15 protein-coding genes, 1 pseudogene and 1 riboswitch are annotated in these 16,509 nt (G+C 39.0%); of the genes and pseudogenes, 4 read left to right on the top strand and 12 right to left on the bottom strand.

Annotated features, from left to right (window positions below):
* The first annotated feature begins 367 nt into the window (after window positions 1-367).
* Window positions 368-928 carry a nitroreductase family protein gene (locus AC2YHV_RS04885; RefSeq protein WP_054397999.1) on the top strand — a complete coding sequence of 187 codons (561 nt, stop codon included), beginning with the start codon at window positions 368-370 and terminating at the stop codon, window positions 926-928.
* Between the two features lie 619 nt (window positions 929-1,547).
* Here the strand turns inward: AC2YHV_RS04885 and AC2YHV_RS04880 are convergent.
* On the bottom strand, window positions 1,548-2,894 hold the full coding sequence (locus AC2YHV_RS04880; protein WP_430755652.1) for an aspartate kinase: 1,347 nt from the start codon (window positions 2,892-2,894) through the stop codon (window positions 1,548-1,550).
* 203 nt (window positions 2,895-3,097) lie between these two features.
* Complete coding sequence (gene queF, locus AC2YHV_RS04875) at window positions 3,098-3,598, bottom strand: preQ(1) synthase (RefSeq protein ID WP_034305880.1); 501 nt, start codon at window positions 3,596-3,598, stop codon at window positions 3,098-3,100.
* 104 nt (window positions 3,599-3,702) lie between these two features.
* Window positions 3,703-3,748: riboswitch (PreQ1 riboswitch) on the bottom strand.
* A gap of 130 nt (window positions 3,749-3,878) precedes the next feature.
* On the opposite strand from queF, the gene AC2YHV_RS04870 reads away from it, so the two are divergent.
* Window positions 3,879-4,736: an EamA family transporter gene (locus AC2YHV_RS04870; protein WP_222620073.1), complete on the top strand. Its 858-nt coding sequence runs from the start codon at window positions 3,879-3,881 to the stop codon at window positions 4,734-4,736.
* A gap of 248 nt (window positions 4,737-4,984) precedes the next feature.
* Window positions 4,985-5,119: a BA3454 family stress response protein gene (locus AC2YHV_RS04865; RefSeq protein ID WP_034305885.1), complete on the top strand. Its 135-nt coding sequence runs from the start codon at window positions 4,985-4,987 to the stop codon at window positions 5,117-5,119.
* A gap of 468 nt (window positions 5,120-5,587) precedes the next feature.
* On the opposite strand, the pseudogene AC2YHV_RS04860 reads toward AC2YHV_RS04865, so the two are convergent.
* From AC2YHV_RS04860 to AC2YHV_RS04825, 8 genes and pseudogenes are all read right to left on the bottom strand, one after another.
* A pseudogene (locus AC2YHV_RS04860) lies at window positions 5,588-5,773 on the bottom strand (YfmQ family protein); the annotation flags it as partial.
* A gap of 312 nt (window positions 5,774-6,085) precedes the next feature.
* Window positions 6,086-6,370, bottom strand: a complete 285-nt coding sequence (gene qoxD, locus AC2YHV_RS04855; RefSeq protein WP_057278579.1) for a cytochrome aa3 quinol oxidase subunit IV — start codon at window positions 6,368-6,370, stop codon at window positions 6,086-6,088.
* A 1-nt stretch (window position 6,371) separates the two neighbouring features.
* Entirely contained in the window at window positions 6,372-6,968 is a 597-nt protein-coding gene (gene qoxC / locus AC2YHV_RS04850; RefSeq protein ID WP_057278578.1) for a cytochrome aa3 quinol oxidase subunit III, read from the bottom strand.
* Window positions 6,968-8,914, bottom strand: coding sequence for a cytochrome aa3 quinol oxidase subunit I (qoxB, locus tag AC2YHV_RS04845; RefSeq protein WP_057278577.1), 1,947 nt, complete (start codon window positions 8,912-8,914; stop codon window positions 6,968-6,970). The genes qoxC and qoxB overlap by 1 nt, the downstream gene beginning before the upstream one ends.
* Window positions 8,915-8,987: 73 nt before the next feature.
* Complete coding sequence (gene qoxA, locus AC2YHV_RS04840; RefSeq protein ID WP_034305893.1) at window positions 8,988-9,911, bottom strand: cytochrome aa3 quinol oxidase subunit II; 924 nt, start codon at window positions 9,909-9,911, stop codon at window positions 8,988-8,990.
* Between the two features lie 1,123 nt (window positions 9,912-11,034).
* Window positions 11,035-11,349, bottom strand: a complete 315-nt coding sequence (locus AC2YHV_RS04835) for a hypothetical protein (protein WP_487372723.1) — start codon at window positions 11,347-11,349, stop codon at window positions 11,035-11,037.
* Window positions 11,350-11,604: 255 nt separating this feature from the next.
* Window positions 11,605-12,840 carry a S1C family serine protease gene (locus AC2YHV_RS04830; RefSeq protein ID WP_487372722.1) on the bottom strand — a complete coding sequence of 412 codons (1,236 nt, stop codon included), beginning with the start codon at window positions 12,838-12,840 and terminating at the stop codon, window positions 11,605-11,607.
* Window positions 12,841-13,031: 191 nt separating this feature from the next.
* On the bottom strand, window positions 13,032-13,712 hold the full coding sequence (locus AC2YHV_RS04825; RefSeq protein ID WP_487372721.1) for a hypothetical protein: 681 nt from the start codon (window positions 13,710-13,712) through the stop codon (window positions 13,032-13,034).
* A gap of 189 nt (window positions 13,713-13,901) precedes the next feature.
* Here AC2YHV_RS04825 and AC2YHV_RS04820 point away from each other — a divergent pair, with 189 nt between their 5' ends.
* On the top strand, window positions 13,902-14,258 hold the full coding sequence (locus AC2YHV_RS04820; RefSeq protein WP_057278572.1) for a hypothetical protein: 357 nt from the start codon (window positions 13,902-13,904) through the stop codon (window positions 14,256-14,258).
* A 108-nt stretch (window positions 14,259-14,366) separates the two neighbouring features.
* Here AC2YHV_RS04820 and AC2YHV_RS04815 read toward each other — a convergent pair whose 3' ends face one another.
* Both AC2YHV_RS04815 and AC2YHV_RS04810 read right to left on the bottom strand, forming a co-directional pair.
* Complete coding sequence (locus AC2YHV_RS04815) at window positions 14,367-14,819, bottom strand: helix-turn-helix domain-containing protein (RefSeq protein WP_095678679.1); 453 nt, start codon at window positions 14,817-14,819, stop codon at window positions 14,367-14,369.
* A 496-nt stretch (window positions 14,820-15,315) separates the two neighbouring features.
* Window positions 15,316-16,299 (bottom strand): ketoacyl-ACP synthase III, encoded by a 984-nt coding sequence (locus AC2YHV_RS04810; RefSeq protein WP_034305901.1) that lies wholly within the window; start codon window positions 16,297-16,299, stop codon window positions 15,316-15,318.
* Window positions 16,300-16,509: the final 210 nt, after the last annotated feature.

Here is a 16,509-nt window from a genome sequence, read left to right as displayed (position 1 = left end):
GATTTTAACTGTTTTAAAGCATTGGTAAATATCTTGAATTTTTTTTATAAATACCCTTGACAAATAACAGGAAATAAGCGAAAATTCTAATTGATAATGATTTTCAATTTCATTATCGATCTCTGAAATTTGATAAGCAATTACGATATTCTCTTATCGTACCCTTTTGATATTGTACATAGATACAATGTCGCCCCGGCTTCTCTGTGCCTAGTAAAATTATATGCTCATTAGCGAATGCAAGTCACTAGAATATTGCCCCCTCTTTATTCAAGTAATTTATTCACATTGGAAGCATATTAGGCAGCCGGGGATTATTTTTTTCAACTATTAAACTTACATATATGATTAAAGGAGCAGGATGATCATGAAACTAGAAGATATCATTAAAGAACGGCGCAGCATCAAACGATTTAAGGACATCCCTGTTCCTATTGATACCATCCAATCATTATTGGAAACTTCGACATGGGCACCGAACCATAAAATGACCCAGCCATGGCGCTTCGTCGTGGTGCATGGTGATAGCCGTTTAAAACTCGCAGAAGCAACACGTGCATTCATGGAAGGCAAAGAGAAGGACCCTGAAAAGAAAAAAGCAGCCGGACAGCGAGGATATAATAAACTCATAGGTGTACCGATGTTTGTCGCAGTGATCATGGAAGAGAACCCGAATCCCATGACACGTGAAGAAGATTATGCGGCTACAAGTGCCTTGATCCAGAATTTCAGCCTGCTTGCCTGGGAACAGGGAATCGGGATGATATGGGAAACATACGGCATGATACACAGCATGGAGTTTCGTGAAGCTTTGGGCGTGAAACCAGGCGAGAAGATTGTCGGCAGCCTTCACGTTGGCTATCCCGATATGATTCCTGCCCCTCGTCCAAGGAACGCGATCGATCAACTCCTGACCGTCATGGACTAACATAAAAGGAATGCCTCCAATCTTCGAGTTGGAGGCTCAGACTGTAGACAAACTCGATGAAAACCGGGTTTTCTACAGTTTTTTTATGGCTTTTTACAATTTGAATGTTGATTTCCGCTCCAGGCACTCGTTTTTCCCGCAGGAGTCTCGTGCCTTACACTCCAATCACATATAGATAGAACTTATTCCTACATTTTTTTGTATTATATAGAGGTATTTAACCAGCTGATAAGGATGCTTTTTAAACATGATTCTATTCAGCAAGATCAACTTGAAGTAATTACTTAAATCAATTGGTGCCAGTGAATCATTTAGCTCGTAAGCTTGATGTGCCATTGACATCTATTTCATTTATAATTTGGTGTAAGATATGTATGGGGTTGGACGTCCCTTTTTATCCGTTTCAAGAGCGTCAACTCCGTTCTCCTCCAATTGCTTTAGCCACCTGAAAACAGACGCTGTGAACCCTACAGCGCGTCTGTTAGCTTGGAATGATTATCCCCACGGTCATCGCCACTACCATAAAGAACCAGATGAAAAAAATCCAGCGTATGTATAGTGATTAAAAGATCAATCACAAAAAACCCCCTTCTAAAAGGAGGTCCCTAAACGCTCATACTCAAAAGAACTCGTGATATAATGCCTGAATTGCCGTCTCTTCGTTGTGCCCTTTCACACCGAACATCATGCTTACCTCCGAAGAGCCTTGATTGATCATCTCAATATTCACCTTTGCTTCAGCCAAGGCTTTTGACGCTCTTGCCGTTGTACCGACATTATGGCGCATTCCTTCCCCTACAACCATGATCAAGGCAAGATCATGTTCCACATTCACTTCATCGGCATGAAGCTCTTTCTTGATTCGGGAAATGATTTTCTTTTCGGCATCCCCTTTCATCTGGTCCTGCCTTAGAATAAGCGTCACATCATCGATGCCTGATGGAATATGCTCATATGAAACTCCATAATCCTCGAGGATGTGCAGCAGTTTCCGGCCAAAACCAACTTCCCGGTTCATCAAATATTTGCTAATGTAAATACTGCAAAATCCTTTATCACTTGCAATCCCAATAACAGGCCCGTTCGTATTATCCCGTGTATTCACAATGCGGGTCCCTTGTGCCGCCGGATTGTTCGTATTTTGGATATGGACAGGTATTCCCGCCCGGAATGCAGGAATCAGCGCCTCATCATGAAATACCGAGAAACCTGCATAAGAAAGCTCACGCATCTCACGATAGGTTAGTTCCCGGATTCCCTTCGGATTGGAAACCACATTTGGATTCACCGCATAAACGGCATCCACGTCCGTAAAGTTCTCATACAAATCAGCTTTGACCCCATTAGCAAGAATCGAACCCGTAATATCGGAACCGCTTCTTGAGAAGGTTAACACATCACCATCTAACGTATATCCGAAGAATCCTGGGAATACAACGATTCCCGGCTCATCACGCAGAGCATATAACCGATCATAAGACTCTGGCAGCACCCTGGTAAATCCACCTTCATCCGTTACGATCAAGCCTGCCTTCTTCGGATTGATATACTGTGCCTCCACTCCAAGGCTTTGGAAATAACCTGCGACCAGCTTCGCATTATTATCCTCGCCACCTGCCTTCAAGGCATCCAGATAGCGCTTTGGGTTAGTTTGATTTGCATGCAGCAGCGCCATTAAATTTTCATGAATCCCTGTGATGACACTCTCGGATATATCCAACTCTTCAGCAATGCTCGCATAGCGGGATACAACATCTTCTATCAAATGCTCTCCGTTATCCCCGCGCAGCTGCTGTTCCGCAGCTTCAATCAATAAATCCGTCACCTTTATATCATCAGAATTGCGTTTTCCTGGAGCGGAAACGACCACAATCTTCCTCTCTGGATCAGAAACAACAATTTCGAATACCTTCCTCAACTGATCACCTGACGCAAGTGAACTTCCACCAAACTTTGCAACTTTCATCTCGACATCCCCTATTTTCGTAAATATTCTGTCAAAATTAACTCTCCCTATTATTACGCTTTTTCTCGAAACAATCAAGTGGAAATTCCATTATAGGAGGACATTTGTACTTTTAAAAAGGACAGAATGACAGAACCACTGATCGAAATTAGCTATAAACTAAAAAAAGACAACGGGCATATGCCCATTGTCCCTCCTATTCTTTAGCGATTATCCACGGTTTCCGGGTATAAGTCATGATTCATCAAGCGGTAATTCGCCATTTCCTCATACTTCGTACCTGGTTTCCCATAATTCGTGTAAGGGTCGATGGAAATTCCGCCTCTTGGTGTAAACTTGCCCCATACTTCAATATATTTAGGGTCCATCAATTCGATTAAATCATTCATGATGATGTTCATGCAGTCTTCATGGAAATCACCATGATTACGGAAGCTGAATAAGTAGAGTTTCAAAGACTTACTTTCCACCATTTTCACACTGGGAATATAGCTGATGTAAATGGTAGCAAAGTCCGGCTGGCCCGTGATTGGACATAAACTAGTGAATTCCGGGCAATTGAATTTGACGAAATAGTCCCGGTTCGGATGCTTGTTATCGAATGACTCAAGGATTTCAGGAGCATAGTCGAATGTATATTTTGTTCCTTGATTCCCAAGCAGTGTGATATCTTTTTTTAATTCTTCTTCTTTTCTTCCAGACATGAAAAGTCCTCCTAATCCCACATTTCAGGGAGATTCATAAAATGGGCCTCTATATAACAAAAACCATATCTCCTCAAAGATATGGTTGATTCGCGAAAAATATCAAAGCCATAGTTTTTTTAAGAGGGTGATGCTATGAACCTCTCCCGTTTATCGGGAAATATTTTAAAATTGTCATAGTAAATATAGAAAAAAATATCTAATCTGTCAATCATACATTTTAAATTTGGTTTGATTCCTAAGGGCATTCAGCTTAAAATGTAGAAGAAGTTTATCCTACATGAAGGAAGAGATTAAGTCAATGTGGATTTTTGCAGCACTCATCACGAGTTTATGTTTCGGAATCAATAACAGCATTTTTAAATGGAGCAGCGGAAAAGGGTATTCCAAGATACATATCCAATTTTTCTTTTATTTTTCAGCTTTTATTTTGTCCATTGTTTATGGAGTATTAATGGATGGTTTGCAGCTGAACTGGCTGTCCATCATGCTTGGTGCAGCAATTGGTGTACTGAACGCCAATGGTAACATCCAGATGGCAAGCGCCTTTGAAAAAGGTCCGGCAAGCTTGACATCTCCATTAATCGCAGCGAATGCCATATTCCCCATTCTCTGTGCAGCTTTAATTTTTCACGAACATATTTCTTCCTTGCAGTGGAGTGGAATCGCCTGCATGTTTATCGCTACATTAGTCATCCAATATACACCTAATGCAAAAGGTAATCATCAATATGTCCCATGGATGATGCACACATTACTCTCCATCTTATCTTTTGGTGTGCTCGGCATTCTTATGACGACATCAACACGTCTTCAATTAAACTCCCTTGATATCCTTGTATCAATGTATGGAGGCGGAATGCTTTATCTTCTTTCGGCTCTAGCCTTTAAAAAAGAAAAAATCAAGCTAAAGGAAGTCAAAATCGGTTCCTTAGTAGGCTTTTTAAGCATGATAGGCTATGGATGTTATTTCTTTGCGTTGAACACTGGCATCGCAAGCATCATTTTCCCTGTCGTCAGCCTGAACTGTTTGGTTGTCGTATTCGCTGGATGTTATATATTCAAGGAAAGACTAAAAAACTATCAAATTGCTGGTGTCCTTGCAGCATTAATCGGTATTATTTTAACTAAAATATGAATATAGTTCCTTTTAAAAAAACAACCTGGCTGTCATGTATACAAGCCAGGTCGTTTTTTAAAAAACCTGAAAATGGGGCATGTCAAAAAAAAAAGTGTTGACACTTCACTTAAAATATCAGATAATTTTGAATATTAACTCTCACGATTTTAGCTTTTGAAATGTTTGATTATCCTTCTGCTACGGGTATAAAAGAAATAGGTACAACCACCTCATTTAATTCTGAATTAGGAAAGGAAAGATGCATAATGGTAAAAGTTACAGTAACAGTTGATTTCCAAGGAAAATCTTATCAAACTAACGTCCTTGCTAAACCGGGTACTGATCATGAAGTAATTTTACAACAAGCCCTTCATCAAGTTGAAAAACAATGGAAAGCATAAAAAAGCAGGCATCGCAATAGATACCTGCTTTTTTATTCCCTTAAATACTATCCCAAATACTTTTCATATGCACGATTAACGACCCTCTTGCAATCCCCTCCTACTTAATAACACTTTTAATTGTTTTTTTCAAAAGGCACTAAAATCAAGATGCCAGTTTGTGTACCAGAATTTTTATAATGAAAAAATATCTTTGAAATGGAATTATATAAAAAGCCTTATAAAAAAGAAGGTATTTTTAAGGCCCGTCTCAGCTGTAGACAATTTAACCGTTAATTTCCACTCCAGGCACTCGCTTTCCGCGGGCGGTCCGGGAGTCTCCCCGGTGCCTTTGCGCCCGCGCGTTGTCTCCCTTGGACTCACTTTTCCCGCAGGAGTCTCGCACACCCGTTCCAATCAACTATGTTTTAACCCTTTTGTTTACAAACTCAAAGACGGTCTTTTAAGGACCGTCTTTTTAATGTTCTATTAAACTAAATTTCTTATTAATGGCATGGAACGTTCTTGGAGGCTATCGGAAAACAGACTATAAGAAATGAGCTTCTTCTTGTACCGTTTAACTACATCCACGCGGTCGCTGTAAATATATACAAATAACCTAACATCCTTTTTGCCTCTTCTAGTATCAATGACCAATGGAGTCCCACTATTATCTCCGCTACATTTATTAATTAATTAATTCTTATATAACTTTTTATATAAAAAGTGGCTGATCGTTTTCTTAGTTGATGTGTCCGTTCTATTAACGTTTTACCCCAGTAACACATTGCACTTAAACACACGGGAATGCTTCAAAAGTGAAAATCCCCATTTATAAATATAATGTTGTGAAATGGTTATACTAAACAAATGGATAGCCACATCCTTGTTAACCAAACTTCCATGAATGAAATGGATAGGCCGGTATAAGAATTAACATACAAAAAAACTGGACGTCATCAAGACGCCCAGCTTTTCCAGAATCGATTATTGGTATCCCCAAATCATTGTTAGCATTGTACCGAAAATTGTAACCAATGCAACGAACAATCCGTAATAAACGTTTGTGTAAATCGATGCTTTATCTTCAGACTCTCCTGCATGCATGAACATAACAAATTGAAGTGCTGCTTGCATGAAAGCTGTAACAAGTAGGATGATCATAGCCATTTTAAGTGAGAGATCAAACATAATAACTGATAATGCGACCAAAGTCAGAACTAGCGAAAAAGCAAATCCCATAACTTGGCCCCGTGGGAATAATTCTTTCATATTACATCATTCCTTTCAGGTAGACGAAACTGAAGATGAAAATCCAGACAACGTCCAAGAAATGCCAGTAAAGTGAAAAGATGAAAGCCTTGTTTGTTGTCTGTGGAGTCATACCGCGTTTTTTAATCTGCATGGTGATGAAGGTTCCCCAGAATAAACCAAGTGTAACGTGAGCTCCATGCGTACCTAGTAGTGTGAACAAACTAGATAAGAAAGCACTTGTTTGAATCGTTGCTCCTTCATGTACATACTCCACGAATTCATAAATTTCGACTCCTAAAAAGCCTAAACCAAGAATAAGGGTGATAATGAAGAAACCGATCGTCGCTTTCTGCCTGCCAAGTCTCATCGCATTGATTCCAAGACCTATGGTAAAACTACTAGTTAAAAGAAAGATTGTTTGAAACATTAGTGTTGGGACTTTAAAAAGATGTTCCCCTGTTGGACCATTTCCAGTACCACCAACTAAGACAAAATAAGTGGCGAACAGTGTAGCGAAAAGAGCTATTTCTGCTCCCAGGAAAATCCAGAATCCAAAAATCTTTAAGCGATTTTCTTCCGTGCTATATTCAAGTGGCAGCGAGTTATCTATTTTCATTACTTAGCACCTCGCAATTTATTTTCAGTTTCTTCGATCTCTTCAACAGAGATATAACGTCCGTGATCTTTTTCGAATGAACGGTGAATCATACAAGCAAAGATACCGATCGTTGCAATGATTGCAATGATCCACATGCTGAATACCAATGCAAAGCCCCAAACGAAGAAGATACAGCTCATGATAAACGGCACGCCACTGTTATTTGGCATATGAATCTTTTCTACTTTACCGCCAAATAATTTAAAGCCTTTTTTCTTTGCATCCCAGAATGCTTCTGTAGAAGCAACTGTTGGCACAATTGCAAAGTTATATTCAGGGATTGGTGTATGTGTAGCCCACTCTAGAGAACGTGCATCCCATGGATCGTTTGAGATATTTCTTGATGCATAACGAGTACTCCAATAGATATTGTACACAATAAGTGCAAAACCTATTGCTAAACCAATCGCTCCAACGAAAGAGAGCATATTCAATGGACCATATCCTGTTGATTCAGAGTACGTATACATACGACGTGCCTGCCCATCTAAACCAGTGATGAACATCGGGAAGAATGTTACATTAAAGCCGACTATAATGAACCAGAACGACCATTTTCCAATTTTTTCGCTCAACATGAAACCGAACATTTTTGGCCACCAGTACGTGAAACCGGCAAGTACGGCAAATACAGTACCAGGGATTAAAACGTAATGGAAGTGAGCTACTAGGAACATTGTATTATGGTATTGGTAGTCAGCACTTGCCATGGCAAGCATAACCCCTGTTACCCCACCGAGCGTGAAAATCGGAATGAAAGCTAAAGAGTATAGCATTGGAACGGTAAACACGATTTTACCTTTCCAAAGTGTGAACAACCAGTTGAAGATCTTAACACCAGTCGGCACGGCAATTGCCATCGTGGTAATCGAGAAAATTCCGTTAACCATTGCACCGTGGCCCATTGTATAGAAATGGTGAGCCCATACAATGAAAGATAGTGTAGAAATAGCTACCATGGAGATAACCATCGAATTATACCCGTACAGGTTACGACGTGCAAATGTCGAAATGATTTCACTGTAAATACCGAAAGCTGGAAGAATAACTATATAAACTTCAGGATGTCCCCAAACCCAGAACAAGTTTGCCCAAAGCATATCGCTACCGCCATTGGCCATCGTAAAGAATTGAGTTCCGAATAGACGATCCATTGTCATCAACGCAAGTGCCACTGTCAATACAGGGAAAGCGAAAACGATAATAAAGTTTGTAATCAAGATAGACCATGTGAACATTGGCATTTTCATTAAGTTCAGGCCAGGTGCTCTCATTTTCAAGATGGTTACGATAAAGTTGATACCAGTCATTAATGTACCAATACCTGCGATTTGAAGTGAAATCGCGTAATAGTTCGAACCGACTGATTCACTGAAATCGTTACTTGCCAGCGGGAAGTAAGATGTCCAACCTGCATCAGGAGAACCACCGACTACGAAAGAGATGTTAAACAGCATTGCCCCCATGAAGAATAACCAGAAGCTTACTGCGTTCAGACGTGGGAATGCTACGTCACGCGCTCCAATTTGTAATGGTGTAACAATGTTCATTAACCCAATGATAAATGGCATAGCCATGAACAGGATCATGACGACCCCGTGTGTTGTAAATACCTCATTATAATGCTGTCCATCCAAAAGACCGTTATCTGGAATAGCCGTTTGAGCACGCATCATAAGAGCATCGACGCCACCGCGGAAAAGCATAAGCAGTGCTGCCAAGATGTACATGATACCAATACGTTTATGGTCAACCGTTGTTAACCATTCACGCCATAAGTAACCCCATTTTTTAAAATAGGTAATTCCGGCAACAACCGCAATCATGGTTAAACCAATGGCAACCATGGATGCATAAATCGCAGGACTTGGATGAGGTACGGCAAATCGATCAAAGTAATCCATACTTTTGTGACTCCTTTCAGGAAAATATTCCTTATCTTGTAAACCTAGTTGTTTTATCGAACGAAATTAATTCTTAGTGATTCATGTTGCTGTGTTCTGAATGTTCCTCGTGTGAATCCTTGGAATCATGTTCTTCAGTATCAGAAGATCCGTGGTCATGACCAGCATTTTCCCCTTCAGGAGCTGGTGAAAACTCTAAGTGAGTTCCAGTGTATGTGGATTGTCCCACATGACCAGGTTTTAATAATTCATTGAATTTTTCCTCAGTAATCGGTTTAGCAGTAGCTTTAATTTCATCTACCCACTTATCGTAATCTTTTGCTGACAATGCATTAACGTTGAACGTTTGCTGAGCAAAACCTGAACCACTGAAGTTTGAATTTCGACCCATATACTCACCTGGTACATCAGCTGCTAAGTGCAACGTATTAACCATGTCCGACATCGCGTATTTTTGTCCTCCAAGTTGCGGAATCCAGAAACTTGAGATTGGACCGAATGAGTAAAGTTTAAATTCGATTGGTCGGTTAGTCGGTATAAACAGATAGTTGACCGTTTCGATATCTTCTTCCGGATAACTAAAATGCCACTTCCAGTTGGAAGATGAAGCGTAAATAACTAAAGGTTCTTGATCTCCGTATCCTTTAGGTGTTGCCTCAACTTCATTTGTTGTTTTAACAGTAACAACGGATAGGAAAGCGACGATTATAATTGGGATCGCAACCCAAATTATTTCAAGAACCTTACTTCCTTCAATATGAGGCGGTTCATAATCATCACGTTGTTTGGAAGCACGATATTTCATTATCATGAAGATATACAGTACCATAACGACAAGGACGACAAAGGCCATTGTCCATATCGAAATCATAATAACATCTGCTTGTGTTGCAGCTACTGGCCCTTTAGGGTCCAAGACCATTAATGGGTTATCGCAACCGGTTAGCACAGTGGCAATAGTAAAAAGTATAGTTAATAGAGCCCATTTTATTTTCATAGTACTACCCCTTTCTTACATAATAAAATTCCAATTGGTAATTATTCGGACAAAGTGTTACCATGTTCACAAACCCCGACATACCAATATTAATCCCAAGTCTAAAAAAAGACAATACAAAGTGACATCTGTCACATAAAGTTCAATAAAGAGCAGTAAGAAGATGGTAAATGAACGGAAATGTTCGAAAATCTTCAGCAAATGAAATATAATAATTGTTTAATAACATACCTATGGAATTCACTTATCATTACAGGATTGCATATATTACCGGTCCACTATCCATTTATTATTACTCTAATATAATGAAATGAAAATTTCACATTATATTCTCCGTGTTTATTGCCTCAACCTCCCTCAAGAATATGAATGATATTACCTATCCTGTCAAGTAGGTATTTATCGTTGGAAAACATGATTTAAAACGGATTTTTCACACTCGGACAGGGAAGTTGGTAAATGGTAGCCGCATTGGATATGATGTTGAATCCATGCTTCCAAACTCTATTGATCCAACACTGGTCAATATTATATGTATATAAGGAAACAACGAGTGGGTAAATTGGGCTCTTTCTCCTTGCAATACTTATTGCCCTTTCAGTATTCCTAACTAGCCGTTTACCAGTAGTCATAAGTGAAATAATTCAGGGGTCGGCCAAACTTGTTGCAACTAGTGATGTTTATCGGTAAGCAGGACAGGTCTGAATTACAGAAAAGGACATTTGGTTGTTCAATAAACTCCGCCTTTGTAACCCACCTCATTGAATGAAACTTCAAGTAAAAGTGCAAAAAAAACCACAAAAAAAGGACTTTTAAAAAATGTCCTTTTCTCGTGGATATAGTTTAAAGTTAGAACTTCCTGCGTTCGGGCAGTTCGGTTTGGATATCCGAGCACATCGTGTGTATTCCATTAAATGAAAGGGTTGGTCATATTTTTGATACATAACGAGCGCAGTATATTGTATTGAATTAAAAAGTAGCCAACTGATAATTAATCCAAGTCCTCCACATAATGAAAGCGCATTCAATCATTCGGATCACTTTGACTCAAATTCTTTAGACAGGCGTTCATCCATGTTAGTAAATCTGATGATAGAATGCTCATTATGCTATATTCCTCGTTTTAGTTACTGAATTCTGTACTTCTTTTTGTTTGAGTGTTAGCCTTTGACTTCATTTTTATGATTTTAGTCGTTTCCGGTACAATTCTTTCACCTTTATGTGTTTTCATTACCATTTCTTCTGTCAGGACAAAAAATATACCAACTAGAAAAATTGCAGCTGCGCTTAGTGTGATGGCGATTCCAACGGAGGTAAATATATAATCTTTATTGTAATCGCTTACAATGAAACTTAAAGCAAAAATAATAATTCCGATTACACAACCTGTGCCCGATACCCATTTCACTGCATCTAAAATCTTCTGATTAGCTTCCATAATTTCATCCCCTTTCTTTCTATTTTATGACATTTCACAAATTTGTCAAATCTTTTCTATATTTTAACATATTCACAATGGAAACCTTGACAAGTAGAACACGCTACTATTAGCTTTTAGGTATTAAAGACTATATGAAGAATCTAAAAAACAGTGCAAATACACTATCTATTTTTCCGATATTAACCTTGTGTTTACTATTAAAAACTTCTAAATAAAAGGCCCCTGATGAATGATCAGGGGCCTTACCTCTTTCTATGGTTTTTGCAAGGTTATCGTTACCGTTTTCTCTTCAGTACCTCGGTATACTTTAATTTTTACTTTATCGCCGATTTTCTTATTTGTATATAAGTATTTCCTTAATGCTGCGGAAGTATTTATCTTCGTTCCATCAATCTCAACAATGATATCCTGTTGCTTTAGCCCTCCATTCGCCGCAGCCGATCCCGCTTCTATACTCGTCACCATTACACCGGACTTTACGGCTTCAGGAACATTTTGAATGTAATATTGCGGCAGTTCTTCCATACTGGCCAAGCTGACTCCTAAATATGGACGTGTGATTTTTCCATTTTCAATCAGTTCCGTAACAATCGGAATCACATCATTACTTGGTATGGCAAACCCTAAGCCTTCCACACCGTTTTCAGAAATCTTCAGACTGTTTATGCCGATCACTTCCCCAGCGGTGTTGATCAATGCACCGCCGCTATTGCCAGGGTTGATTGCTGCATCGGTTTGAAGGACATCAAGTGCCCACTCCCCGTCCGCGGTATCGACTGAAATGGTGCGTCCGTTGGCACTGACGATTCCTTGTGTAACCGATCTTGAAAAATCAAGTCCAAGTGGGTTGCCAATTGCCAATACCTCTTCACCTGGACGCATGCTATCAGAATTCCCGAATTTAATTCCCTCTGGTGCTTTCGAGGCATCAATTGTCAAAACGGCTAAATCCGTCAAAGCATCGGCCCCGACAACAGTTGCCGTTGCCTTTTGTCCGTCATACAATGAAATTTCGACTTCCTTAGCTCCTTCAATAACATGATTGTTCGTGATGATATAGGCCTTCCCATCAGCTTTTTTATAAATGACCCCTGAGCCAGTTCCGCTCTCAACCGTTTCGCTCTCCGTGCTTTGCCGCTGGTACGGGTTCTGGCTTTGCATCTCCTGTAAATTCACGACCCCTACAATCGATTTGGATGCTGATTCGACCATCTCTGCCCTATCATTTGAATCCGTACTTGTCGATAACTTTTCCGCCGTGACATTTTTATCCTTTTCAACACTGTCCGTTTGCTGTACACCTGCCGTTTCGGTTGACTCATTCACTGAACTTTTCCCTTGATCTATAAAGTCTCCGCCAAATAGAAATACAGATGATGTAACCATAGAAGCAACCGTTCCGGAAACAAGGCTAGTTATCCAGAGAGACTTACCCTTTTTCCGTTCTGCCTTGATTCTGACTTGCTCCTCACCATTATAATTCTCCATCTTTATCCCTCCTATGATTGTCCTTTACTTGCCTCAATCATAAACAGGAATTATTAAAAAATCCTTAAGAAAATAAAGAATTCGGCTATCCTTTAACAAAAATCATAAAATTTTATCGAATCCTGTATGTTGCCGTACAACAAAATAAAAAGGCCACAACAGGGGCCCCCCATTCGACCATTCATTTATCCTTACATGACTTCATAAACTTCTTTGGTCTCCTTATTCACACCATACCAGCCCCAAGTGGTTTTGTGTCCGCTTTTCTGACTAGGTTCATCTACCTCGAAAACATGAAAAATATAATCTCCCTTTTCGGCATCATGATCATATTCGATTTGCAATTGCGAAAAGTTTTCCATATCCACGTAATCCCTCACAAGCTTCTCTGCCTGAGATTTACTTAATGAACGATCCGAATCCTTGCTTCCTTCTTTGCCTTTTGTATCCGTTGCCGCCTCATCTTCTGCTTTGGATTCTTCCTCGGTTGTTTCCTCCGTGGATTTCACTTCATCATTTCCCACTACTGCTTCTATCGTGGCGGAGTCTGATACCGGGTGCATTTCCGCCGCCTTTGAAACCATTTGTTTACCTTCCCGGTATTTTGCTTTATATGCGGTTGCTTCTTCAAAATCTTTTTTGGCCGATTCAAAATTCTGTTCGTCGTATTTCTTCATTCCACTCGCCAGTAAACCTGAAAGATCCATTAACTCCCTTGATTTAGGTGTTTTTGCTTCTTTATAAGCTAATTCAAATGCCTCGTGGGCTTCTAAATAATTTTCCTCATTCAACTGACTTTTCCCTAAATCCATATTGGAATCATAATTCCTTGTTACGCAGCCGGAAGCAATCAACACAAAAAAAACAACCATGATTGACCTCTTCACTATATCACCACTCCATTTACCATATTATTCTGTAAATCCATCTTAAACCATTTGATAAGGAGTCCGATACCTTTATTTCCTATCTTTTTCATTAAGGAAATGTTTACTTTCATGATTAACTTTTTACAAATAGTGGTACAGAATAGATAAATGCCGGAAAGGGTGATGTGCAGAATGATACAGGAAAAACATACCTACCATGTCGATTTGGTCAGCGGTGACGTACTCGGACAAAAACTTGAAGAGAATCCGAGTTTCACGGTGCACGCAACTGATGAGGAACTTGCAGAATTGAAACAATGCTTGGAGGAACACCGAAAAGATGACCTGGAGGCATATGCCCGATCACATGTGCCCTACCTTCTCTATCATCATGACCGGGCAAATGATAAATACGATGCAGCCATGAAAAGGCTTTATGCCCTCATTTATAAATTAGGGGATGAAACGGCACGAAATCATATTGAAGAAATTGGCATATTGAAAGATAACAAATTCGAGGGAAATGAAGAAGTGCAAAAGTTCAAATAAAAAATAGAACAGAACCTGAAATTCAAAGGTTCTGTTCTTTTATGATCAGTTTTCCAAAAGGTTTTCATTCCCTTGTGAATCACTATGCATTTTTAGAAGAAAGTATTTTTAATCTACATATTTATCCTTCAAATAATCCGAACCGATACCGCCAATAACCATCAAAGCAAATGGTAAAAAACTCGCTAAAACTGGCATGCTCTTTAAAATGGTAATATCCGTGCCGGCAAATTTGTTAAGACCAAAAATAATTAATTTAGACACTAACAAAAATGCTCCTATTAGTAACAAGATATCAAAAAACATTTTCCAATTTGGAAATGCTAACTGCTTACTTTCCCGTATTATTTTTTCTTTCAATTCCTCGTCACTCCTTAATAATTCATCTACCGTAATCTGAAATAAATCACTTAGATTAATGAGTACTTCAATACTTGGATAATTTTTTCCCGTTTCCCATTTGGACACAGATTGGCGACTCACATGAATCTTCTCTGCAAGATCATTTTGTGACCAATTTCTTTTTTCCCGTTCTTTTTTTAAACGTTCGCTAAAAATCATAATGAGTTCATCGCCTTTCCTACTCCTAGTATTGTGAGATGAATCGTGCAAAGTAAAGATAGTAATAAGCGCAATACTATGCAACCTATGAGTGACACCGAGGAAAACCTTGATATATCAAGGGTATCCGTTTAACTTTATGGAACTGCTGCAGAAAGAAAAAATTTTAAAAAATAGCAGCCAGTTAACACGAAAGTGGCAGGGAAAAGCCTTGTAAGATCGCTTTCTAATTTCACGAATCATTTTTTGTGGCTTTTGCAATTCCCAATTCTTCAGGATAATTCCGTGAGTAAAAAACATAACGGAAACTGTTCTTTATAGATTTCTTTTCCTCATTATTTGCAGTTCAAATGAAGGTAATGTTCCTGCATCGTTTTAAAGATAGTTTTTACCTTACCTTGAATATATAATTCTGCAAAGAATCATACTTTAAGAAGGCCCCCGATGAGAGGCCTTCTTCTGGAACAAACTCTGTTATTAGTTGTAGAAAATAGCTTTATAGGGTCCAATCGATAAGCAATCCAGCTTGAGCTAATCCACCGCCGAAACCATATAATAAAACCTTCTCACCACCACGGAGCTTCCCTTCTTTTATCCCTATTTCCAACGATAAGGGAATTGTTGCTGAAGAAGTATTTCCATACCCCACTAAGCTATATAAAGTTCGTTCGATTGGAAAGCCGCTTCTTTCACATATTGACTCGATCATTCTTAAATTTGCACTATGCGGTACGAACCAATCAACATCATTCAATTGATATTCTGCATTTTTCATCACAGTTTGCATTCCTTTTGGAACGGTCGTGACAGCCCATTTATAAACCTCACGTCCGTTTTGTACAAGGTTGCCGCTATCATTTAAGTCTTCACCATTTATGCGTGTCGACAGGTTTGTACTATATAAATGTTTTCCGCCTTCACCCTCCGAATATAAATGTGAAGAAAGAAAACTTGGCTGTTTTTCATCATATTCTACAAGAACTGCTCCTCCGCCATCTCCAAATAAAATACAAGTGGCTCGATCTTCATAGTCCATAAGTTTTGATAAAGTATCCGCTCCAATAACTAGGATTTTCTTATTTAATCCCGATGTTACTAATCCGTTAGCTACATGGAGCCCATAAGTAAATCCTGCACAGGCAGCGTTTAAATCAATAGCTCCAGTATTCTTAATGCCTAGCTTTGCTTGGACTAAAGATGCTACACTTGGAGTGTTGAAATCAGGAGTAAAGGTACAGACAATGATCATATCAACATCTTCGACAGATTTATCATACCGTTCCATTAAATCCTTTACAGCTTTATAACCTATATCACTAGTAAACTCCTCTTCATGTGCAATTCTTCGTTCTTTAATACCGGTACGTTTAACAATCCATTCATCATTGGTTTCAACCATTTTTTCTAAGTCTTTATTTGTTAACCTTTTTTCAGGAACATACGAACCTATCGCAGTAATACGTGCTTTGGATTTGAACATAGAATAGCCACCTCGTGTGTATGAATTGCATCATTTTATAACTTGATATTAACACCTGGTACTAATTATAAAGCAAAAAAAATCTTATGCAACTAACCGTTACATTTAAAAAAGAGCGGGCGGGGCAAAGCAACTTTAAAGGAAAGCACCTGTTAGTTCAATACAATCTTTAGAGAGAATGCCAAAAGTCATCTTCAAGACATTTCCTCT

The organism is Peribacillus sp. SRI_006 (assembly GCF_057586375.1).
The sequence above is the reverse complement of the archived record's forward strand: the minus strand, read 5'-3'. Positions and strand labels throughout refer to the sequence as shown.